General features: G+C 64.9%; 19 protein-coding genes, 1 tRNA gene, 1 other RNA gene, 1 pseudogene and 1 riboswitch. Of the genes and pseudogenes, 12 read left to right on the forward strand and 10 right to left on the reverse strand.

Annotation, left to right across the window (positions count from 1 at the left end; all coding sequences use genetic code 11):
• Nucleotides 1-20 precede the first annotated feature (20 nt).
• On the reverse strand, nucleotides 21-1,214 hold the full coding sequence (locus Q0D31_RS10585; protein ID WP_291849590.1) for an O-succinylhomoserine sulfhydrylase: 1,194 nt from the start codon (nucleotides 1,212-1,214) through the stop codon (nucleotides 21-23).
• A gap of 71 nt (nucleotides 1,215-1,285) precedes the next feature.
• Nucleotides 1,286-1,365: riboswitch (SAM riboswitch) on the reverse strand.
• Between the two features lie 160 nt (nucleotides 1,366-1,525).
• Here Q0D31_RS10585 and Q0D31_RS10590 point away from each other — a divergent pair.
• On the forward strand, nucleotides 1,526-2,632 hold the full coding sequence (locus tag Q0D31_RS10590; RefSeq protein ID WP_291849595.1) for a 2'-deoxycytidine 5'-triphosphate deaminase: 1,107 nt from the start codon (nucleotides 1,526-1,528) through the stop codon (nucleotides 2,630-2,632).
• Between the two features lie 4 nt (nucleotides 2,633-2,636).
• Here the strand turns inward: Q0D31_RS10590 and Q0D31_RS10595 are convergent, their stop codons facing one another.
• On the reverse strand, nucleotides 2,637-3,881 hold the full coding sequence (locus Q0D31_RS10595) for a DUF4010 domain-containing protein (protein WP_291849598.1): 1,245 nt from the start codon (nucleotides 3,879-3,881) through the stop codon (nucleotides 2,637-2,639).
• A 180-nt stretch (nucleotides 3,882-4,061) separates the two neighbouring features.
• On the opposite strand from Q0D31_RS10595, the gene Q0D31_RS10600 reads away from it, so the two are divergent.
• Nucleotides 4,062-4,757 (forward strand): VIT family protein, encoded by a 696-nt coding sequence (locus tag Q0D31_RS10600; protein ID WP_291849601.1) that lies wholly within the window; start codon nucleotides 4,062-4,064, stop codon nucleotides 4,755-4,757.
• A 19-nt stretch (nucleotides 4,758-4,776) separates the two neighbouring features.
• Here the strand turns inward: Q0D31_RS10600 and Q0D31_RS10605 are convergent, their stop codons facing one another.
• Nucleotides 4,777-6,114 (reverse strand): sorbosone dehydrogenase family protein, encoded by a 1,338-nt coding sequence (locus Q0D31_RS10605; protein WP_291849604.1) that lies wholly within the window; start codon nucleotides 6,112-6,114, stop codon nucleotides 4,777-4,779.
• Between the two features lie 178 nt (nucleotides 6,115-6,292).
• On the opposite strand from Q0D31_RS10605, the gene Q0D31_RS10610 reads away from it, so the two are divergent.
• The gene (locus tag Q0D31_RS10610; protein ID WP_291849607.1) at nucleotides 6,293-7,732 is read left to right on the forward strand and encodes an MATE family efflux transporter; all 1,440 of its coding nucleotides are present in this window, start codon (nucleotides 6,293-6,295) and stop codon (nucleotides 7,730-7,732) included.
• Nucleotides 7,733-7,848: 116 nt separating this feature from the next.
• Here the strand turns inward: Q0D31_RS10610 and Q0D31_RS10615 are convergent, their stop codons facing one another.
• The 4 genes from Q0D31_RS10615 to Q0D31_RS10630 form a co-directional block, all read right to left on the reverse strand.
• The gene (locus Q0D31_RS10615; RefSeq protein ID WP_291849610.1) at nucleotides 7,849-8,325 is read right to left on the reverse strand and encodes a hypothetical protein; all 477 of its coding nucleotides are present in this window, start codon (nucleotides 8,323-8,325) and stop codon (nucleotides 7,849-7,851) included.
• Between the two features lie 98 nt (nucleotides 8,326-8,423).
• On the reverse strand, nucleotides 8,424-8,783 hold the full coding sequence (locus Q0D31_RS10620) for a VOC family protein (protein ID WP_291849904.1): 360 nt from the start codon (nucleotides 8,781-8,783) through the stop codon (nucleotides 8,424-8,426).
• 52 nt (nucleotides 8,784-8,835) lie between these two features.
• Nucleotides 8,836-9,675: an AraC family transcriptional regulator gene (locus Q0D31_RS10625; protein ID WP_291849612.1), complete on the reverse strand. Its 840-nt coding sequence runs from the start codon at nucleotides 9,673-9,675 to the stop codon at nucleotides 8,836-8,838.
• Between the two features lie 55 nt (nucleotides 9,676-9,730).
• Entirely contained in the window at nucleotides 9,731-10,309 is a 579-nt protein-coding gene (locus tag Q0D31_RS10630) for a methylated-DNA--[protein]-cysteine S-methyltransferase (RefSeq protein WP_291849614.1), read from the reverse strand.
• Nucleotides 10,310-10,444: 135 nt separating this feature from the next.
• Here Q0D31_RS10630 and Q0D31_RS10635 point away from each other — a divergent pair.
• From Q0D31_RS10635 to Q0D31_RS10645, 3 genes are all read left to right on the forward strand, one after another.
• A tRNA-Gly gene (locus tag Q0D31_RS10635) sits at nucleotides 10,445-10,518 on the forward strand.
• Between the two features lie 140 nt (nucleotides 10,519-10,658).
• Nucleotides 10,659-11,017: a transfer-messenger RNA gene (ssrA, locus tag Q0D31_RS10640) on the forward strand.
• A 93-nt stretch (nucleotides 11,018-11,110) separates the two neighbouring features.
• Nucleotides 11,111-11,683, forward strand: a complete 573-nt coding sequence (locus tag Q0D31_RS10645; protein ID WP_291849616.1) for a hypothetical protein — start codon at nucleotides 11,111-11,113, stop codon at nucleotides 11,681-11,683.
• A 28-nt stretch (nucleotides 11,684-11,711) separates the two neighbouring features.
• On the opposite strand, the gene Q0D31_RS10650 is transcribed toward Q0D31_RS10645, so the two are convergent.
• Together Q0D31_RS10650 and Q0D31_RS10655 are read right to left on the reverse strand one after the other, a co-directional pair.
• Nucleotides 11,712-12,062 (reverse strand): RidA family protein, encoded by a 351-nt coding sequence (locus tag Q0D31_RS10650; protein WP_291849619.1) that lies wholly within the window; start codon nucleotides 12,060-12,062, stop codon nucleotides 11,712-11,714.
• Between the two features lie 74 nt (nucleotides 12,063-12,136).
• On the reverse strand, nucleotides 12,137-13,795 hold the full coding sequence (locus Q0D31_RS10655) for an FAD-binding dehydrogenase (RefSeq protein ID WP_291849621.1): 1,659 nt from the start codon (nucleotides 13,793-13,795) through the stop codon (nucleotides 12,137-12,139).
• 287 nt (nucleotides 13,796-14,082) lie between these two features.
• On the opposite strand from Q0D31_RS10655, the gene Q0D31_RS10660 reads away from it, so the two are divergent.
• From Q0D31_RS10660 to Q0D31_RS10685, 6 genes and pseudogenes are all read left to right on the forward strand, one after another.
• Nucleotides 14,083-14,556 (forward strand): hypothetical protein, encoded by a 474-nt coding sequence (locus tag Q0D31_RS10660; protein ID WP_291849907.1) that lies wholly within the window; start codon nucleotides 14,083-14,085, stop codon nucleotides 14,554-14,556.
• A 137-nt stretch (nucleotides 14,557-14,693) separates the two neighbouring features.
• On the forward strand, nucleotides 14,694-14,888 hold the full coding sequence (locus Q0D31_RS10665; protein WP_291849625.1) for a hypothetical protein: 195 nt from the start codon (nucleotides 14,694-14,696) through the stop codon (nucleotides 14,886-14,888).
• An 18-nt stretch (nucleotides 14,889-14,906) separates the two neighbouring features.
• A complete protein-coding gene (locus Q0D31_RS10670; RefSeq protein ID WP_291849627.1) occupies nucleotides 14,907-15,497 on the forward strand; it encodes an SCO family protein in 591 nt (196 codons plus the stop codon).
• A 192-nt stretch (nucleotides 15,498-15,689) separates the two neighbouring features.
• Nucleotides 15,690-16,517 (forward strand): transporter substrate-binding domain-containing protein, encoded by an 828-nt coding sequence (locus tag Q0D31_RS10675; RefSeq protein WP_291849910.1) that lies wholly within the window; start codon nucleotides 15,690-15,692, stop codon nucleotides 16,515-16,517.
• A 153-nt stretch (nucleotides 16,518-16,670) separates the two neighbouring features.
• Nucleotides 16,671-18,308, forward strand: a pseudogene (locus Q0D31_RS10680) (lysine--tRNA ligase); the annotation flags it as partial.
• Between the two features lie 42 nt (nucleotides 18,309-18,350).
• A complete protein-coding gene (locus Q0D31_RS10685) occupies nucleotides 18,351-18,899 on the forward strand; it encodes a hypothetical protein (RefSeq protein WP_291849915.1) in 549 nt (182 codons plus the stop codon).
• 74 nt (nucleotides 18,900-18,973) lie between these two features.
• Here the strand turns inward: Q0D31_RS10685 and Q0D31_RS10690 are convergent, their stop codons facing one another.
• A complete protein-coding gene (locus Q0D31_RS10690) occupies nucleotides 18,974-20,011 on the reverse strand; it encodes a restriction endonuclease (protein WP_291849630.1) in 1,038 nt (345 codons plus the stop codon).
• Nucleotides 20,012-20,031 lie beyond the last annotated feature (20 nt).

Below are 20,031 nucleotides of genomic sequence, written 5' to 3' on the forward strand. Positions count from 1 at the left end.
CTACTCGCCATTCGCCATCCTCACGCCTGCTCCAGCGCCGCCGCCAGATCCTCGATCAGATCATCGGCATGCTCCAGCCCGGCGGAGAACCGGATGAAGCCTTCGCTGATGCCGAGTTCGGCGCGCGCCTCCGGCGTCAGCCGTTGATGCGTCGAGGTGGCGGGATGGGTGACGAGGCTCTTGGCGTCGCCGAGGTTGTTGGAGATCCGGGCGATCTTCAGCGCGTTGAGGCAGCGGAACGCGCCGGCCTTGCCGCCCTTGACCTCGAAGCCGATCAGGGTCGAGCCGGCGCGCATCTGCTTCTTTACCAGCGCCGCCTGCGGATGATCGGCGCGTCCGGGATAGATCAGACGCGACACCTTCGGATGGCTGGCGAGGCTGTCGGCGATTTTGGCTGCGGTTTCGGTCTGCGCGCGCACGCGCACCGCCAGCGTCTCCAGTCCCTTCAGCAGCACCCAGGCGTTGAACGGCGACATCGACGGCCCGGTCTGGCGCATGAAATTATGGATATGCTCGGCGATGAAGGCTTCCGACGACAGGATGACGCCGCCGAGACAGCGGCCCTGGCCGTCGATGTGCTTGGTAGCGGAATAGACCACGACGTCGGCGCCGAGCGACAGCGGGCTCTGCCAGAGCGGGGTTGCGAACACATTGTCCACGATCAGCCGCGCGCCGCCCTGGTGGGCGATGTCGGCGATCGCCTGGATGTCCAGCACGTCGAGCGTCGGATTGGTCGGACTTTCCAGAAAGCAGGTTCTGGTGTTCGGCCGCATCGCCTTGCGCCACTGGTCGAGATCGAGGCCGTCGACCAGCGTGGACTGGATGCCGTAACGCGGCAGCAGGTCCTCCACCACATAGCGGCAGGAGCCGAACATCGCCTTGGCCGCCACCACGTGATCGCCGGCCTTCAGCGGCGCGAGGACCGCCGTCGTCACCGCGGCCATGCCGGTCGCGGTCGCGCGCGCGGCCTCGGCGCCTTCGAGCTCGATCATGCGGCGCTCGAACATCGAGATGTTGGGATTGGAAAAGCGCGAATAGAGAAAGCCCGGCTCGTCGCCCTTGAACCGCGCCTCGCACTGTTCGGCGGTGTCGTAGATGAACCCCTGGGTCAGGAACAGCGCCTCGGAGGTCTCGCCGAATTGCGAGCGCAGGGCGCCGGAATGCACCAGCCGGGTTTCGGGACGATAGCGGGCGGCAGCGTTTGCCTCAGACATGTGACCTCCGTCGCGACCACCAGCAGATGGTCACAAAAAAACCGGCCTGGAAAAATTTCCACAAGCCGGGATCACACGTGTCCCCGGCCTGTTTAGCGACTTGTTTAACGTGGCTGCAAGCCGGCCGGCTCAAATCACCACGGGATAAGCCATGCTGATATTCGCTTGCGCCCTTTCAGTCAAGGCGGCCATCCGATAACCCGTAAACGCCCCTGTACAAGAGGTTTGGGTGCTATAAGGGCCAGCCTGACAGGGCAACCTGAAACGCCATCCTGATCGCCATTCTATAAGCCATCCCTGGGGACCGCGCCGTGCCGTTCACGCTACCGCCCGACGCCGACGGAATCCTGCCCGACCGCATGATTGCGGCGATGGCGGATGCGGGCCTGATCCTGCCGGCCTATCCCTTTGTCGAAAGCCAGATCCAGCCGGCGAGCCTCGACCTGCGCCTCGGCGACGTCGCCTACCGGGTGCGCGCCAGTTTCCTGCCCGGTCCGGGCTCCACCGTCGCCGAGCGCATCGACGAATTGAAGCTGCACGAAATCGACCTCACCGACGGCGCGGTGCTGGAGACCAACTGCGTCTACATCGTGCCGCTGCTGGAGAGCCTGGCGCTACCGCCCTCGATCGTCGCCGCCGCCAACCCGAAGAGTTCGACCGGGCGGCTCGACGTCTTCACCCGCGTGATCGCCGACGGCACCCGCCGCTTCGACATGATCGGCGCCGGCTATCACGGCCCGCTCTATGCCGAGATCAGCCCGAAGACGTTTCCGGTGCTGCTGCGCGAGGGCTCCAGGCTGAGCCAGGTGCGCTTCCGCACCGGCGACGCCATCCTCGGCGCCGACGAGCTTGACGCGCTGCATCGCGCGGAGCGGCTGGTCGACATCGACGACGCGGACCTCGCCCAGGGCGTGGCGCTGTCGGTCGATCTGTCCGGAGCCAAGGCCAAGGGCTTTGTCGGCTACCGCGCCAAGCGCCATACCGGCGTGATCGATATCGACCGCCGCGGCGGCTATGCGGTCGATGAATTCTGGGAGCCGATCCCGGCGCGGCCAGACGGCAGCCTGATCCTCGATCCCGGCGAGTTCTACATCCTGGCCTCGAAGGAAGCCGTGCAGGTGCCGCCGGACTACGCCGCGGAAATGGTGCCGTTCGATCCCCTGGTCGGCGAATTCCGGGTGCATTACGCCGGATTCTTCGATCCCGGTTTCGGCTATGCCGGCGCCGGCGGCAAGGGTTCGCGGGCGGTGTTGGAGGTGCGCTCGCGCGAGGTGCCGTTCATCCTCGAGCACGGCCAGATCGTCGGCCGGCTGGTCTATGAAAAAATGCTGTCGCGGCCGGACACCCTGTACGGCCAGAAGATCGGTTCGAATTACCAGGCCCAGGGCCTGAAGCTCTCCAAGCATTTCCGGGTGTAGAGCGCTATTGCGCCAGCAGTGCGCCGCCCCACGCTGCTCCGGCGACGAGCAACAGTCCGGGAATCAGGCGTAACGCGAACGTCCGGCTTCCGCTGCTCCAGGCGAAGACGATCTTGCTGATGGTGTTGGTCGAGAGCGCGACGAGAATGGGCAGCACGGCGTCCGCAGCCGTCATCTTTCCGGATGCCACCAGCGAGGCAATGGCGATGGCGGGGGAATGGGTATCGACAAAGCCGGCCGCGGCGGCCGCGACGATCACCCCGGCCGCGCCGAACCATTCCCGCAGCGCCGCCGAGGCGATCAGCACGGCGGAGAGCGTCAGCGAGAACACCAGTGCGACCGGAAGGCTGAACGCGTGTCCCGGCTGCGGGTCGGCCGCGTCTCTCTCGCGCAAGGCGCGGAATGTGAAGGCGGCGCCATAGGCGACGGCGGCAATGCCGGCGCAGATCAGCGGCACCGACAGCGCGCGCAGCGTGGTCGCGCTGGTGGCCGCCAGCACCAGGCTCAATTGGACGATCGTGGCGACGGTCGAGAGCGCCGCGCCCGCGATCGCTGCGCTGATGACGGCAGGGCTCTTCTGAGCCCGCGCGCCCATGGCGCCGATCGTCGCCGTGCTCGAAACGAAACCGGATGCGAGGCCGGCGATCGGCAACCCAAAACGCGCGCCGAGCAGCCGCACCAGAATGTATCCCGCCGCGCTGATCGCCATCACCAGAATAACGACGGTCCAGATCGCGCGCGGATTAAGCGCGCCATAAGGACCAAGCGCCTGATTGGGCAGCAGCGGAAGCACGACCAGCGTCGCGCCGGCCAGGATCAGCGCGTCTCTCACCTCATTCTGGGTGAGCACGGATCGGACGAAATGATGCAGCGGCGCTCGCGCCGCGAGCAGCGCGGCAAGGCCGACCGCCGTTCCTGCCGCCAGGCCCGGCTGCTGCATCGCCAATCCGCCCAGCAGCGCGGTCAGGATCAGCGCGATCTCGGTCGTCAGCCCGGGATCGTCGCCGCGGGATCGGAAATAGGCGATGGCGGTCAGCGCCGCGACGCCGGCAACGGTGACGGCCAGCATGATCGCGCCGCCCACCATGACGCTGGTCGCGCCGGCGAGGGAGACGACGGTGAAGGTGCGTAACCCGGCCGGGGAACGGGACGGGCCGGCTCCCTTGCGGCGCTCCCGCTCGGCGCCGATCAGGAGACCGATGCCAAGCGCCGCCAGGAGGTTCAGGACCACGGAAGGCAGATCAGGCATGTTCGTCCTGTTCGCGCGATGTCTCGGCCTGCCCTGGTCGCCGCAGCGCTAGGTTTGAGTCGACTACCGCGGCATCGCCGGATGTTGATCCAGATCATCGCCCACGGCTCGCCGTCTTGGAAAGCTTTATGGCTGAGGGCGGCGGCAAGAGCGAGCGGTCGTCTGACAGGAAGATCATCAATGGCTCGCCTCCACCGCGAGAATCACCTCGTCGAGCGCATCGGCTGGCTGAGAGCCGCCGTGCTCGGCGCCAATGACGGAATTATCTCGACCGCCAGCCTGATCGTGGGGGTGGCGTCCGCCGCGGCATCCCGCGACGATATCCTGCTGACCGGCGTTGCCGGGCTGGTGGCGGGCGCGATGTCGATGGCCGCCGGCGAGTATGTATCGGTCAGTTCGCAGTCCGATACCGAGCATGCCGACCTCGCGCGCGAGAAACGCGAGTTGGCCGACGATCCCGACTTCGAGCGCGAGGAGCTTGCCCAGTTCTATGTCGCGCGCGGCGTCCAGCAAGGGCTGGCGCGCGAGGTCGCGCAGCAATTGATGGCAAAGGACGCCTTGGCCGCACATGCGCGCGACGAACTCGGCATCTCCGAGATCACGAGCGCACGTCCGGTGCAGGCGGCGCTGGCGTCGGCCGCGACGTTCGCTGTCGGCGCGGCGGCGCCGATGGTGCTGGTGCTGGCGTCCCCCTCCAACATTCTGATCCCGGTCGTGTCAGGGGGATCTCTGTTGTTTCTCGCCCTGCTCGGTGCGACCGGCGCGAAGGCCGGCGGCGCCGGACTGTTGAAGCCGACTATCCGCGTCACGTTCTGGGGCGCCTTCGCGATGGCGTTGACCGCCGGCATCGGCGCCGTGTTCGGCAGGGTGGTCTGAACGCGAAGACGCGCGATGCTTACGGCGACGACAACTTCGCTGCCGGCGTCACGCGCCATACCGCGTTGCCGACATCGTCGGCCACCAGCAGCGCACCCTGCTTGTCGAGCCGCACGCCGACCGGCCGGCCTCGGGCCTCGCCCTTGTCGTTGAGAAAGCCGGTCAGCACGTCCTGCGGCTTGCCCGCAGGCTTGCCGTCGGCAAAGGGCACGAAGATCACCTTGTAGCCGGCGCGCGGTTTGCGGTTCCAGGAGCCGTGCTGGCCGATGAAGGCGCCGTTGGCCATGTCAGGCGGAAACAGGTTTGCGGTGTTGAAGGCCAGGCCGAGGGGGGCGGTATGCGCGCCCAGCGCGTAATCTGGAGCGAGCGCTTTCTGAACTAGGTCGGCCCGCTGCGGCTCGACGCGCATATCGACGCGGTCGCCGAAATAACTGTAGGGCCATCCATAGAAAGCGCCGTCCTTCACCGACGTCATGTAATCCGGCACCAGATCATTGCCGAGTTCGTCGCGTTCATTGACGACGACCCAGAGTTTCCCGGTCTGCGGGTTGAAGGCCGGTCCGTTCGGATTGCGCAAGCCGGAGGCGAACACCCGCCATTGGCCGCTCGCGCGATCGACTTCAAGAACGGAAGCGCGATCCTTCTCCGCCTCCATGCCGTTTTCGCCGATATTGCTGTTGGAGCCGACGGTTGCATAAAGCTTGCTGCCATCGGCGCTGGCCGCCAGATCCTTGGTCCAGTGGTGATTGAGGCGGCCGGCCGGCAGATCCGCGAGCTTGACGCCGGCAGCGTCGATGTTGACATCTCCGCTGCGGTAGGGAAACTTCATGATCGCGTCGGAATTGGCAACGTAGAAATCATCGCCGACCAGCGCCATGCCGAACGGCGAGTTCAGCCCGCTGACAAAGGTGCTTCTGGTTTCGGCCACGCCGTCGCCGTCGGCGTCGCGCAACAGCGTGATGCGGTTGGCGCTCGGCGCGCCGGCGCCGGCGCGGCGCATCACCAGCTTCGTGATCCAGCCTTTCAGTCCCTTGTCGGCGTCGGGCTTGGGCGGCGCATTGCTTTCCGCGACCAGCGCGTCGCCATTCGGCAGCACGTAGACCGTGCGCGGATGTTGCAGCCCGGTGGCGAACGCGGTCACCGCCAGCCCGCGCGCGGCGGTGGGTGTCTCGCCGGCCGGCCAGCCGGTGGCGGTCGCGATGTTGACCGTCGGCAACCATAACTGTTCCGGCGGCGGCAGGTCAGGCGAGGGCCCATAGCTCTTCTCAACGGTGGCGCCGTCCCGCGGGTCGCTGCAGGCGGTGAGTTGCAGCGCCAGCGCGGCGATCGAGAGGGCCAGGACCGGGTTCACTTGCATGGCGGACTTTCCTGAGGCTCCCCTACAACGCTGCCGACCGGCAAACGGTTCACAACGGCCGGACCCGCCCGCCTGCAATCCAGCAGGGCCCCCTTGCGCCCGCCGCACGTGGAATCACCAGCGACCGTGCTAGGAAGCAGCGCGGCGCGGCCCCAAGTCTGTGCGCGCGGGAGCAGAAATGTCCGACCTCGGCGTTGCCGAAATTCCAGTCGATGAGGACGAGCGCCCGCTGCCGCCGCCGGAAGCGCCGGTGAAGAACGCGCTGATCGACGGTCCGATCCTGCCGACACTGCTGTGGCTCGCCTGGCCGAACGTGATCGCGCTGACCGCGGGCACCTGCGTCGTCATCGCCGAGACCTCCTATATCGGCCGCCTCGGCGTGGAATCGCTGGCGGCGATGGCGCTGGTGTTTCCTGCCGTGATCCTGACCATGACGATGTCGGGCGGCGCCATGGGCGGTGGCGTAGCGTCGGCAATTGCGCGCGCGATCGGCGCCGGCGACATCGACCGAGCCTCGACGCTGGCCTCGCATGCGCTGCTGATCGGCCTCTGCTTCGGGCTGACCTTCATGCTGGGGATGCTGATCTTCGGTCCGAAGCTGCTGGAGCTGCTCGGCGGCCGCGGCAACGTGCTGGCGGAGGCGGTCGCCTATACGCAGATTTTCTTCGGCGGTGCCGTGGCGCCCTGGTTGATGAACACGATGGCGGGGATCCTGCGCGGCACCGGCAACATGAAGCTGCCGTCGCTGCTGATGCTTTCGTCCGCGATCTGCCAGATCGTTCTCGGCGGCACGCTTGGCCTCGGGCTCGGCCCGATCCCGCAATTCGGCATGCGCGGCGTCGCCGCCGGCTCGCTGATCGCCTACCTGGTCAGCATCGCCGTGATGTCCTGGTACCTGTTTTCGGGCCGGGCCCGCGTCATTCCCAAGATCAGGGGCCTTCGCATCCGCATGGCGATGTTCGTCGACATCCTCAAGGTCGGCGCCCTCTCCTGCTTCTCGCCATTGCAGTCGGTGCTGACCATCAGCATTTTCACCTACATGCTGGCGAGTTTCGGCACTGAGATTCTGGCCGGTTACGGCATCGGCGCGCGGCTCGAATTCATGCTGACCTCGATCGCATTTGCGGTCGGCATCGCCTCGGTGCCGATGGTGGGCATGGCGATCGGCGCGCAACGCGTCGCGCGCGCGCGCAGGATCTGCTGGATCGCGGGACTCGTCGCGTTTACCGGCGTCGGCACGGTCGCGACCTTCATCGCGATCTTTCCCGACATCTGGGTCAATCTGTTTACGGATGATGCGAGCGTGCGCGCCGCAAGCCGGCAGTATCTGTCCACGGCGGCGCCGATGTATGCCTTCCTCGGCCTTGCCACGACCTGCTATTTTTCATCGCAGGGCGCGGCCAAGGTGATCGGCCCGGTGCTGGCACAGACCGCGCGTTTGCTGTTCATCGCCACCGGCGGCTGGTGGCTGTCGACGCATGGGGCCACCGCCCAGAACTTCTTCACGCTGGCCGCCGCCTCCATGGTGCTGCTCGGCCTGCTGTCGTGCGTCAGCGTGCTCCTGACCCGCTGGGAGCCGAAGCCGCGCGTGCCTGCGGCGAGGTCGGCGGTGTTGTGAATGGAGGCTGTCATTCCGGGATGGTCCGCAGGACCAGACCCGGAATCTCGAGATTCTCAGGTGCGCAATTGCGCACCATAGTTCGATGCTCGCATCGCCCCGGAATGACGGAAACACTACCGTCGCTTGTGACGCCGGCCCAGACGGGGGCCACCGACATTCGCTATCTGCATCAGTTGCGGGACCATGCTGATCAGCTCGCCGCCGCCACCGAGCATGCCCATGAAGTCGCCGCCACCCATGCTGACGCCGTAAGCATCGGGCAGATGGCTGCCGCCATATCCGCCGCTGAAGCCGGCCGGAATTCCGCCGCCGAAGCCGGGGATGCCGCCGCCCATCATGCCGCCAAAACCGCCGCCGCCTTCCATCATGCGGCCCATCATCGGGCCCATGGTCTGCATCAGCGCGGCGAAGCGGCGCTTGCCCATCTTCGCCTTCATCATTTCCAGCATCGGCGCCATCTGCGTCATCATGTCTTCGCCACCGCCGCTGCCACCAAATCCCGCGAACTGCGCCTTTGCCGGCGTTGTCGCCAGCGTAAACAGCAAAAGCAGTGCGGCCAGCTGGCCGATGGCCTTGTCAGATCCAGTCATGGTTCGACTCCTCATGCGCGGGAAAGCCGCGGTCGCGGCGCCATCCGGACGCATGCGGCGACGCTAGGAGAGGGCGGAAGCGCAATCTGTGAGAAAGATCACGTACGCACCGCCTCGACATTGTTGCCGTCGGGGTCGATCAGGAACGCCGCGTAGTAGGTCGGGCTGTAATCCGCCCGCGGCCCCGCGCCGCCATTGTCGCGGCCGCCGGCCTTGAGGCCTTCGGCGTGAAATTTCTGGACCGCCGCGTGATCGCTGGCGCGGAACGCGACATGCGCGCCGGCGCCGGCCTTCCCCGCGTGCCGGTAAAGCCAGAGCGCCGGCGCGTCCTTTGGCCCGAAGCCCGCGCCGGCGTCGTCGCGCGAGCACAGCACGAAGCCGAGAGGGGCCAGTGCGGCCGTATAGAAGCGCACGCTGGCGTCGAGGTCGCCGACGCGTAGTCCGATATGGTCGTACATGGTGTTCTCCAGTGCAAAGCGCGCGATGTCGCGCGGCATGGAGAAACCCTAGTCAGTTGAGCGCAAGGCGTTCTTGGAGAATCTTGCGGTCGCCGCGGGAGGCCTGCCGGAACTTGAGCGGCGAGACGCCGGCGGCGCGGTGGAAGGTGCGGACGAAATTCGAGAGGTCGGCAAAGCCGACGTCATAGGCGATATCGGTGATCGGACCGTCGTCGTCGGCAAGCCGGCGCGCCGCGTGGCGCAGCCGCGAACGCAACAGGTATTGGTGCGGGGTGACGCCGAGCACGTGCGAGAACAGCCGCAGGAAATGAAACGGGCCGACGCCGGCCTGGCGGGCGGCGTCGTCGAGATTGATCTGACGGTGCGAATGGGCATCGATCCACAGCGCGGTTTCCACCGCGCGGCGGCGGTCGCGCGCCGCGTCCATGCCCGCCTTGCGCGGCTTGTCGGAAACCACCTCGACAAAGCGGCTCGCCAGCAGGAGGCCGATTTCGTCGAGGCCGACGTCGCTGCCGCCGTCTGCTGCCGCTTGCGCCAGTTCGCCGAGCACCACCAGTTCCGGCAGCGGCGGCGCGCAGCCGATCTGCCATGGCCGCCTGCCGTCGCCGATTGCCTCCACCAGTTCGGGGGCAAGGAAGAACGACAGGCACTCGTCGCCGCAGACGTGGTCGTGGGTGCAGGTGTATTCGTCGCCGGGGTAGCCGACCAGCACCGACCCCGCCACCAGCTCGCTGAACCTGCCGCGGCAGTGCAGACCGAAGCTGCCTTTGCGCACGTAGGAGATCGAGTGGCCGCGATGCTGTTCGACAAACGGCTTGTCGTCCGGCCCGGCGCTGCAGCGATAGTCGGACACCGAGATGGAGTTGCGATCGATCAGCGTGGTCGCGATCATTCCTGGAAATCTATCGCGTTTTCGAGCGAAGTGGAAACCGGTTCGCGTCAAGAAACTAGGTATGCGCCCGGGGCGTGGCCACCGGCAGCAGCACGTCGAACAGCGTCTTGCTGACGGTGGGGCGGGCGCCCTCGATCGAGAGCAGCCGGCGCTTGGAGATCGCCCCGCCGTGCGGCGAAATCTCATCCGCGTAGCGACCGGCCTCGAGCACGCGATGGCAGGGCACGATGATCATGAAGGGGTTGCGGGCGATCGCCTGCGCCACCGAACGGACCGCGCTGGGCACGCGCAAGGTCGCGGCCACTTCCGCATAGGTGCAGGTTTGCCCGCGCGGGATCGCGCGCGCGGCGGCGTAGACGCGCTGGCTGAAATATGGAATCCCGGCCATGTCCAGCGTGACGCCGGAAAGGTCGGCCGCCCCGCCGCGCAACAGCGCCGCGATGCCGGCGATCGCAGCCTCGACATCGGCAGGCGGATCGAGTTCGCGCGCGCCCGGATAGAGCTGGTAGAGCCGCCGCCGCGTCTCGATCTCGCGGGCTTCCGCAAGCTGCACGCCGACAACGCCCGACGGCCGCCACGCTATGCCGCAGCGGCCGATCGCCGTATCGAAAATAGTGTAGCCAAGCCCCGTCATCGCCACCCGTCCCGTTGCGAATCATAGCATCGCCATCCGCCGGCGCATCCGGAATTTTGCCCGGGCTGTGGACGAGAGGGGGCGGGGAGGCGCTTGGCTGACAGCGCGCGGTCGGCTAATGATGGGCGCACCAAGGCGGGCGTAGTTCAATGGTAGAACGGCAGCTTCCCAAGCTGCATACGAGGGTTCGATTCCCTTCGCCCGCTCCATCCTGCTTCGCGCCAGAACCTGAAACCCGGCACGCTGCGCTCGATCTTTCGACAGGTGGAACTCGGCTTCTTCGTGCCGACGGGCGGGTTGTGATTTGTTAAGCCTGTCGCCGGATCGACCGTCGATGCTGGGCGACACCGGCCTATCTTTCACCGGCGATCGCGGGTAGGGTGGCTTCGTCGCAAGACGATGGCGCTGAACCTTAGAGTGGACTGCGGGCAGACCCGGGGGCAGTACCCGGCGCCTCCACCTTAGCAGCCTGAGCTTAAAGGTCTCATTGCGGTGAGATCGATTCCGCCGCAAGGCCGAATCCCAGGGCTGCTATGGCGGGGGCGAACCAGGATCGATGGTCGCAAAGAAGCTCTGAATTGTGCTCGGCATGATACCGCCGTTATCGGGTCAAAAACCTAAATGCAAACGATAACGTTGCATTGAACGAAGTGCGCCTCGCGGCGTAACCTGTTCGGGGTTGGTCCACCTGGCAACAGAACGGCCATTGCCGCGTCAGCCCTCGGGCTGGCGCGGCTTTTATTTATGGCAAAGTTCGCTCGCCGTGTTAGGCGTAGGCGGTCGCAGAAAAAGGAGCGCGCATTGACCGAGGCGAGCGCTTCCGCTGACACCCCGCGCAACACCCTGCTGATGGCCGCCGCCGGCGGCCTGGTGTCGGGCATCCTCACGCCGCTGCTGCCCACGCTGGTCGACCGGATCGCGGGCCTGCCCGGTCAGCTTCGCATTTCGCTGATCGCGGTGCCGTTCGCGGTGCTCGTGTTCGTTCTGGTGCGGCGCTTCAGCGCCAATCCGCCGTGGGCGGCGGCGCTGGCCGCTGTTGTCACCATGGTCGCCTTTGTCTGCGCGGTGAACGCGGCGATCTTCATCGACGGGCAGGCCGCCGGCGCCGCCAGGGCGATGCGGCATCTGCTAGCAGGATTGACCGGCGGGCTTGTCGGGTCAGCGGTGATGGCGATTGGCATCGGCTTGCTGCCGGCAGGGCCACGCCAGGCCGCGGCGTGGTGGCCGATGCTGATGACGGCGACGCTGGCCGGCACGCTGCTGGCGCTCGACAACGCGCTCGGCCTCGACCACGCGTCGTTCCTCTATCCGGTCTGGCAGGCGGCCGTCGCGGTGCGGCTGACGCAGGCGTTGCGGCCGACCGGGCCGGGCTGACACCAGATGGCGGCGATGGCGTCAGCGGCTACTTCGCCGCGACGACCATGATCTCGACATTGTACTGGGGTGCTGCGAGCCTGGCCTCGACGGTGGCGCGCGCCGGGGTGTTGCCGGCCGAGACCCAGCCGTCCCACACCGCGTTCATCTCGGCAAAGGTCTTCATGTCGGTGATGTAGATCGTGGCCGACAGCAGCTTCGACTTGTCGGTGCCGGCCTTGGCGAGGTGGCCGTCGATGATCGAGAGGATGTCCCGGGTCTGCTCGGTCACGGTCTTGCCGGCGGCCTTGCCGGCGACGACGCCTGCGAGATAGACGGTGTTGCCGTGAACCACGACCTGGCTCATGCGCGGGCCGGTCTCGAAACGCTGGACGGTCATTTTCTTTCTCCTGATCAGGGGCCGGCCGGTTTCTTAGCGCGCGGCTGGCGGATGCGCCACCGCGTTGTTGCCCCTCAGGCGACCGCGCCTGCCGCTGCGCGTCCCGCGTTCCGCCCCGAGAACAGGCAGCCGCCCAGGAACGTGCCTTCCAGCGAACGATAGCCGTGCATGCCGCCACCGCCGAATCCCGAGGCTTCGCCGGCGGCGTAGAGGCCCTGAATGACCTGCCGGTCCGCGCCGAACACGCGCGCCTCCAGGTCGGTCTCGAAGCCGCCCAGCGTCTTGCGGGTCAGGATGTTGAGCTTGACCGCGATCAGCGGGCCATGTTCGGGATCGAGAATCCGGTGCGGTTTCGCGGTGCGGATCAGCCGGTCGCCGATGTAGCGCCGCGCGTTGTGGATGTTCATCACCTGCGCGTCCTTGACATAGGGGTTGGCGATCTCGCGGTCGCGCGCCTCGATCTGCGCCCTGATATGGTCCGGCTTGAGCAGGTCGTTGCCCACGAGCGCGTTCATCGCGCCGACGAGGTCTGCGAGGTTGTCGCGCACGATGAAGTCGGCGCCGTTCTGCTTGAACGCCTCCACCGGCGCCGGCGCGCCCTTGTTGGTGGCGCGCTTGATCGTCATGCGCCAGTTTTTGCCGGTCAGGTCCGGGTTCTGCTCGGAACCTGACAGCGCGAACTCCTTCTTGATGATGCTCTGGGTCAGGATGAACCAGGAATAATCGTGGCCGGTGCCCATGATGTACTGCAGCTGGCCAAGCGTGTCGGAGCCGGGAAACTGCGGCGCGGGCAGCCGCTTTCCGGTGGCGTCGAACCACATCGAGGACGGACCGGGCAGGATACGGATGCCGTGGCGCGGCCAGATCGGATCCCAGTTCCGGATACCCTCGACATAGTGCCACATCCGGTCGCGGTTGATCAGCCGCGCGCCAGCCGCTTCGGTAATCCCGATCATGCGGCCGTCGACATGCTCGGGCACGCCGGAGATCATGTGGCGCGGCGGTTCGCCGAGCCGTTTCGGCCAGTTCTGCCGGACCAGATCGTGATTGCCGCCGATGCCGCCGGAGGCGACGATGACGGCCTGCGCGCGCAAGGTGAAATCGCCGACGACCTTGCGGGAAGAACTCTTGCCGCGCGCCACCGGGTCGGCCTCCAGCACCGTCCCGCTGACGCCCTCGACCGCGCCGTTGCGGATCACGAGCCCATCGACGCGGTGGCGAAACCTGAAAATCAGCCGGCCGGCGCGCTCGGCCGCGCGCGCGCGCCGCTCGAACGGCGCGACGATGCCGGGGCCGGTGCCCCAGGTGACATGAAAGCGTGGCACCGAATTGCCGGGGCCCATCGCGTCATAGCCGCCGCGTTCGGCCCAGCCGGCGACGGGAAAGATGCGGTGCCCCATCGCCCGCAGCCACTGGCGCTTCTCGCCGGCGGCGAACGCCACATAAGCTTCCGCCCAGCGCTTCGGCCAATGGTCGTCGTCGCGGTCAAAGCCGGCGGTGCCGATCCAGTCCTGCAAGGCCAGCTCGTGCGAATCCCGGATGCCGAGCCGGCGCTGTTCGGGCGAATCCACCAGAAACAAACCGCCGAACGACCAGAACGCTTGTCCGCCCAGGCTTTGCTCGCCCTCCTGGTCGATGACAATCACCCGCTTGCCGGCATCGGCAACTTCCGTCGCCGCGACCAGTCCCGCCAGTCCGCCCCCGACCACGATTACGTCAGCGTCATCCGCCACCGCGTGCTCCCCCTGTCGGTTTTCAATTCAAGACCGCGTCATCACGCGCGGTCAACGGCAAACGGCGCTTGCGTGTGGCGGCGCCGCCACCGAAGCAGCACCGAGATGTTCCAGTTTGGGACCTTTTGGCGCAAGCGGTGCAGCGGCCCGGCAACACTCGATTTGAATCTCTTTTGAGCGGCCTTCACCTCCTAGACAAAATCCCGATCTCGAACGACGCTAGCTTTGGTCGTGCATCGCCAAGGCAATCAGAGTTGGGTTGGATTTTTTTCGGCTGGGGCTGGGATATGAAGCTGGTGACAGGTTTGCTCGCAGCGCTGCTGCTGCTGGCGGGAGTTGGATCGAGCCAGGCGGTGGTGCGGATCGCCGACGATCGCGGCGGTCGGATCGGCACCTATGTCGACAAGTACCAGGGGCTGCGCACGTCGGGCGAAACCGTCATCATCGACGGCCTGTGCGCCTCGGCCTGCACCATTGTCCTCGGCGCGGTGCCCAGTGACCGGATCTGCGTGACGTCGCACGCCAATCTCGGCTTCCATGCCGCCTGGGATTTCGGCGCCAATGGCCGCGCGGTCACCAACACCGAAGCGACCCAGATGCTCTATTCGATGTATCCGACGCCGGTGCGGAAGTGGATCGCGGCGCGCGGCGGGCTGACCCCGCGCATGATCTTCCTGCGCGGCAAGCAGCTGCAGGCCATGTACAAGCCCTGCTACCTGGACGCGCAGGCTTCCACCGACAAGCCGGCGCTGCCCCGCTAAAACACAGCCGTCAGGCGCCGCGAATGGCTGCATGGTCGTGGCCGCGCCTTTCCCCGCCGGTTTTGCCTCCGCATGACGTGATCCGGCCGGCCGCCATGGCGCTTGCCTGACCGGGGAACCCGCCTTATCTGAACGGCATGGTTCAGCCGATCTCCAGCCGACAGGGAATGACCGCGGCAAACCCGCCGCAGGGCCGGGTGGCGTCCATTATCGTTTGGGGCGTCGCTGGCCTTGGCGCGCTGGTCGCGCTTGGCGCGGCTGCATTGTGGTTCCACTACGGTGCCACGGTGTTTTTCGAGATGATCGCCGCCGGCATCTCGGCCTGCTTCTGATCCGGCAAAGGAATTCCCATGGACCGGACCATTCGCCCGCTGGTGATCGTGGCTGCCTTTGGCGCGAGCCTGGTGGTCGGGCTCGTGATCATGCTGTGGGCGCTCGGAGGCTTGCGGACGGTGACGGCGCCGGCTTCGATCGGCGGGCCGTTCCAACTGACCGACCAGGCCGGCCAGACCGTCACCGAACAGAATCTGAAGGGCAAGCCGACGCTGATCTTCTTCGGCTTCACCCATTGCCCCGATGTCTGCCCGACGGCGCTGTTCGAGATATCAGAGGTGCTGAAGGCGATGGGCAAGGACGCCGATCGGGTCAACGCCTATTTCGTTTCCGTCGATCCGGAGCGCGACACCGTCGCGACCATGAAGGATTATCTGTCCAGCTTCGATCCGCGACTGAAGGGGCTGACCGGCGAGCCCCAGGCGGTGGCCAAGCTGCTCTCGGCCTACCGGGTTTACGCCAAGAAGGTCCCGCTCAAGGACGGCAACTACACGATGGATCACACCGCGCTGATCTATCTGATGGACCGCAACGGGCAGTTCATCGCGCCGTTCAACCTGAAACGGACCCCCGAGGAAGCCGCCAGGGATTTGAAGCGCCATCTCTAGGCGCGCTCCCGAGGGGATACCAAGGGTAAAGCTGGAAACGGTCCTCGCATCGCGGGCCGGATGGTCTATAACGCCATCGAATTCCGCCAGATTGTCGTCATGCCTGACCTGACCGCTCCGCCTTCCGCTGCGAGATCGCTTCGAGCCGCCGGCGCCTTGCTGGCGGGGATGGCGACGGCGGCTGCGCTTGTGATGGTGGCGCCCGGCGGCGCGGCGCAGGCGCAAACCCCGCCGAAGCCGCCGGTCGAGGCGGCGCCGCAGGCGGTGCCGGGTTTCTGGGATCCGCGGCGGCGTCCGGACCGGCCGGACATGTCGCGCCTCACGGTGATCCGCTTCCTGACCGAGACCGACTATCCGCCGTTCAACTTCACCGGCCCGGACGGCAATCCGGCCGGCTTCAACGTCGATCTGGCGCGGGCGCTGTGCGACGAGATCAAGATCTCCTGCACCATCCAGATGCGGCGGTTCGAGACCCTGGTCGACGCGATATCGAGCAACCGCGGCGACGCCATCATCGCCTCGATGGCGGTGACGCCGGCGCTGCGCGCCCGGCTCGATTTCACCGATCCCTACTACCGCGCGCCGGCCCGCTTCGTGTCGCGCCGCGACGCGGTGATGTCGGAGGTCCGGCCTGAATATCTCGAAGGCAAGAAGGTCGGCGCCGTCGCCGGCACCTCGCATGAGGCCTATCTGAAGGCGATGTTCACCGACGCCGAGATCAAGTCCTATCCCAATGACGACGCGCTGCGGCTGGCGCTGCGGCGGAGCGAGGTCGATTTCATCTTCGGCGACGCCTTCTCGCTGGCGTTCTGGATCAACGGCGTCGATTCCGCCGAATGCTGCGCCTTCTCCGGCGGACCCTTTGTCGAAAGTCGCTATTTCGGCGAGGGCATCGGCATCGCCGTGCGCAAGGGCAACGACCTTTTGCGGCAGTCGCTGAACTGGGCGCTGTTCCGGATCTGGGAAAAAGGCCGCTACACCGACCTATGGCTGCGGTATTTTTCCATCAGCCCGTTCTGACGCGCTGTCATTCCGGGGCGCGAAGCGAACCCGGAATCTCGAGATTCCGGGTTCGATGCTGCGCATCGCCCCGGAATGACGGTGGACCATCGTCATTTTGCATTTTGGCTCGGAAGCGCTAGTTTCCGCGGCTTCCGGAGAGAGCCCTAATAAATGTCCACGATCGACCTTGCCGCCAGCCCGAGCGACTTGCGCGCGCTCGCCGAACAATCCAACGCCTGGCCGTTCGAGCAGGCGAAGGCGATCGTCGCGCGGCTGAAAAGCAAGCCAAAGGACGAGGTGCTGTTCTCGACCGGCTACGGTCCCTCGGGCCTGCCGCATATCGGCACCTTCGGTGAGGTCGCGCGCACCACCATGGTGCGGCATGCCTTTCGCGTCCTTACCGAGGATCGGATCAAGACCCGGCTTCTGGCCTTCTCAGACGACATGGACGGCCTGCGCAAGGTGCCTGATAACGTGCCTAACAAGGAGATGCTGGAACAGCATCTCGGTCGGCCGCTGACGCGGGTGCCCGATCCGTTCGGCACCCATGACAGTTTCGGCGCGCACAACAATGCCCGGCTGCGGGCGTTTCTCGACACTTTCGGCTTCGACTACGAATTCGCCAGTTCGACCGACTACTACACCTCGGGCAGGTTCGATGTGGCATTGCTGCGCGTGCTGGAGCGGATCGAGAAGGTGATGGCGATCATGCTGCCGTCGCTGCGCGAGGAGCGCGCGGCGAGCTATTCGCCGTTCCTGCCGATCTGCCCGCGCACCGGACTGGTGCTGTACGTGCCCGTCACCGCGCACGACGCCAGGGCCGGCACCATCTCCTATGAAGATCCGGAAACCAGGGAGCCCGTCACCGTTCCCGTCACCGGCGGCCGCTGCAAGCTGCAATGGAAGCCGGACTGGGCGATGCGCTGGTTTGCGCTCGGCGTCGACTATGAAATGGCCGGCAAGGACCTGATCGACTCGGTCAAGCTGTCCGGCAAGATCTGCGCGGCGCTCGGCGGCACGCCGCCGGAGGGATTCAATTACGAGCTGTTCCTTGACGACAAGGGCCAGAAGATTTCGAAGTCGAAGGGCAACGGGCTCACCATCGACGAATGGCTGCGCTACGCCTCGCCGGAATCGCTGTCGCTGTTCATGTATCGAGAGCCGAAGGCGGCCAAGCGGCTGTATTTCGACGTCATCCCGCGCAATGTCGACGACTACCAGCAGTTCCTCGACGGCTTTCCGCGGCAGGATGCCAGGCAGCAACTCGCCAACCCGGTCTGGCACATCCATGCCGGGCATCCGCCGAAGGCGGACATGCCGGTCACGTTCCAGCTGTTGCTGACGCTGGTGTCGTCCTCGAACGCGGAGAATGCCGAAACGCTGTGGGGCTTCATCGGGCGCTACCGGCCGGGCGTGACGCCGAAGACCCATCCGAAGCTGGACGCCATGGTCGGCTACGCCATCAACTATTACCGCGACTTCGTGGCGCCGACGAAAAAATTCCGCGAGCCGACCGACAGCGAGCGCGTCGCGCTGCAGGATTTGCGCGACGCACTGTCGAACATGCCGGCGGGATCGAGCGCGGAGGAGATCCAGAACGTGGTCTACGAGATCGGCCGCCGCGAGCCGTTCCTCGACCCCGTGAAGAAGGGCAAGGACGGCCGGCCCGGCGTTTCGCTCGACTGGTTCAACATGCTCTATCAGGTGCTGCTCGGCCAGGAAAAAGGCCCGCGTTTCGGTTCGTTCGTCGCGGTGTACGGGATGGCGAACGCGGTCGCGATGATCGACGGCGCGCTGGCGCGATCAGCTCCGCGAGAACCACATCAAGCTGAAGTTATACGTACAGTGGCAATGTTGGCGTTAAACGATGCATTGCAAATTTATGCATTGGTTGCCCTGCTTAGGCGACAGAACGCAAATGGAATAAATAGTCGATTATCCAAGGCTGGAGCAGCAACTGCGACCGCCGCCGCACAAAATGCGATGATTGCCTATTTGGTTACGTTGGTCGCTCGAGCCTACGCAGAACCGAAGCAAGGTGACCTGCATCTCCGTGCAGGTGCTGAAATGTTGAAGGTGGATAAAACGTCTCGGGAGATTTTTGACAGCGGGAACAAGCCAAAGAAGGTCGCAGACTTCGAAGAGCATTGGGCAAAGTGCAGAGCTGACCATCGCCTTGCAAAGATTAAGAGCTTTCGCGACAAGCAGACGGCTCATCTTGGAATTGCTGAGAATGTTCTTGAACCTGAGTATCGAGAGCTATTCGAATTTGGAGAAGCTACCGCGCAAGCAATGGAGTTTCTAGCGCTGGCGACTGGCGTGGCCGTTAATCCCATAGCGGGCAACAACGATGCAATTGCTTCCGCGGAGGCCTTCTGGAAGCCGTGGACTACCGACTAGATCGAAGGATGTCAGTGGAGAGTGTGGATTTACTCGAGCCGGATCTTGCCGATCCGCTATTGTAGGTCGTTTCTCTATCTTTCGAGTTTCATCAACATCTCGTCGAGGTAGTCAAATAGAATGGAATTTGGATCGTCACTATTGTCTTTCATTTCCAACATCTTGACGATGTCTTCAAGACTCAGATGGATCATTAATTTTCCTGACTCCCGCACGGCCCCTCTCGCGGCTGCTAGTGCATTTTTGTCTGGCCCTTTGCGCGAGATGATAAGAGCAACCGTCCTCATTGCACCAATGAAGAGATACTTTTCTGTAGTGTAAACTTGGCCCTGCGAAATCTTCTGCGAATAGTTCTTGAATTCGAAAATCACGTACCAGCTGCGAAAATACACTACGACTGATTTCCAAAAATCATGCTCCGACGCAATTCGAGCAATCACGTCGTATCTAGATATCCCGCCAGCACTTACCTTTTGTTTCGACCAATTTGAGAAGTCGTTCTCGAAAATGTACCGGAGGGCATCGTAGCATTTCGTTTCGAAATCTGTTGCTCCCTTCTTGCCTGCAGGAACTGATTTGAGGGCCTCTGCCAATTGATGTCCCTTAGGCGTTCCTGAGCTGGCCGGCGTTCCAGGCGTGAATCCCATGTGGGCGTCACCGAAGACCAAGTATGCGGGTACGTCGAAGTCCCCAATTGGCGTAGGAGCGAGTTCACGAGCGATTGAAGAAAGGTCGGATGCCAGCCGGGGATGTGCGGCTGCTAACTCTGCTAATTTCTGCAAATCAATGATCTCGGCTTTGCCGACTTGGCTCATAGGTATGCCGATCGAGCCTGCGATGACCAACAAGGCGTGGTCAGCCCTTACTAACACGACTGCCCGATCAAGCTGATCGAGCATTCTTACGACCTCCCCACGAGGAATTACCCTGCTCCGGGTGACCTTGATTTCGACTACCACCATCTCTCCGGCTGGAGATTTTAGCAACAGATCGTATCCCCGATCTCGCGCCGAACCTGTCCGCTCGATGGTAGAATATCCATTGGCCTCGTAAATTTTCTGGACAAGTTCTTCAAATGCTTGTGCCAACATGAATGTCTTCGTCAGCGACATAGACTTACTTTTCAATGAAT

Source organism: Bradyrhizobium sp., assembly GCF_022844465.1.
Taxonomy (GTDB): domain Bacteria; phylum Pseudomonadota; class Alphaproteobacteria; order Rhizobiales; family Xanthobacteraceae; genus Bradyrhizobium.

Coding starts and splice junctions, on each gene's coding strand:
- Q0D31_RS10665 (WP_291849625.1), top strand. CDS start 14,694: ATGGTTCAGCCGATCTCCAGCCGACAGGGAATGACCGCGGCAAACCCG.
- Q0D31_RS10660 (WP_291849907.1), top strand. CDS start 14,083: ATGAAGCTGGTGACAGGTTTGCTCGCAGCGCTGCTGCTGCTGGCGGGA.
- Q0D31_RS10690 (WP_291849630.1), bottom strand. CDS start 20,011: ATGTCGCTGACGAAGACATTCATGTTGGCACAAGCATTTGAAGAACTT.
- Q0D31_RS10595 (WP_291849598.1), bottom strand. CDS start 3,881: ATGCCTGATCTGCCTTCCGTGGTCCTGAACCTCCTGGCGGCGCTTGGC.
- Q0D31_RS10685 (WP_291849915.1), top strand. CDS start 18,351: ATGTTGGCGTTAAACGATGCATTGCAAATTTATGCATTGGTTGCCCTG.
- Q0D31_RS10615 (WP_291849610.1), bottom strand. CDS start 8,325: ATGACTGGATCTGACAAGGCCATCGGCCAGCTGGCCGCACTGCTTTTG.
- Q0D31_RS10600 (WP_291849601.1), top strand. CDS start 4,062: ATGGCTCGCCTCCACCGCGAGAATCACCTCGTCGAGCGCATCGGCTGG.
- Q0D31_RS10585 (WP_291849590.1), bottom strand. CDS start 1,214: ATGTCTGAGGCAAACGCTGCCGCCCGCTATCGTCCCGAAACCCGGCTG.
- Q0D31_RS10610 (WP_291849607.1), top strand. CDS start 6,293: ATGTCCGACCTCGGCGTTGCCGAAATTCCAGTCGATGAGGACGAGCGC.
- Q0D31_RS10620 (WP_291849904.1), bottom strand. CDS start 8,783: ATGTACGACCATATCGGACTACGCGTCGGCGACCTCGACGCCAGCGTG.
- Q0D31_RS10630 (WP_291849614.1), bottom strand. CDS start 10,309: ATGACGGGGCTTGGCTACACTATTTTCGATACGGCGATCGGCCGCTGC.
- Q0D31_RS10675 (WP_291849910.1), top strand. CDS start 15,690: ATGGTGGCGCCCGGCGGCGCGGCGCAGGCGCAAACCCCGCCGAAGCCG.
- Q0D31_RS10650 (WP_291849619.1), bottom strand. CDS start 12,062: ATGACCGTCCAGCGTTTCGAGACCGGCCCGCGCATGAGCCAGGTCGTG.
- Q0D31_RS10605 (WP_291849604.1), bottom strand. CDS start 6,114: ATGCAAGTGAACCCGGTCCTGGCCCTCTCGATCGCCGCGCTGGCGCTG.
- Q0D31_RS10625 (WP_291849612.1), bottom strand. CDS start 9,675: ATGATCGCGACCACGCTGATCGATCGCAACTCCATCTCGGTGTCCGAC.
- Q0D31_RS10670 (WP_291849627.1), top strand. CDS start 14,907: ATGGACCGGACCATTCGCCCGCTGGTGATCGTGGCTGCCTTTGGCGCG.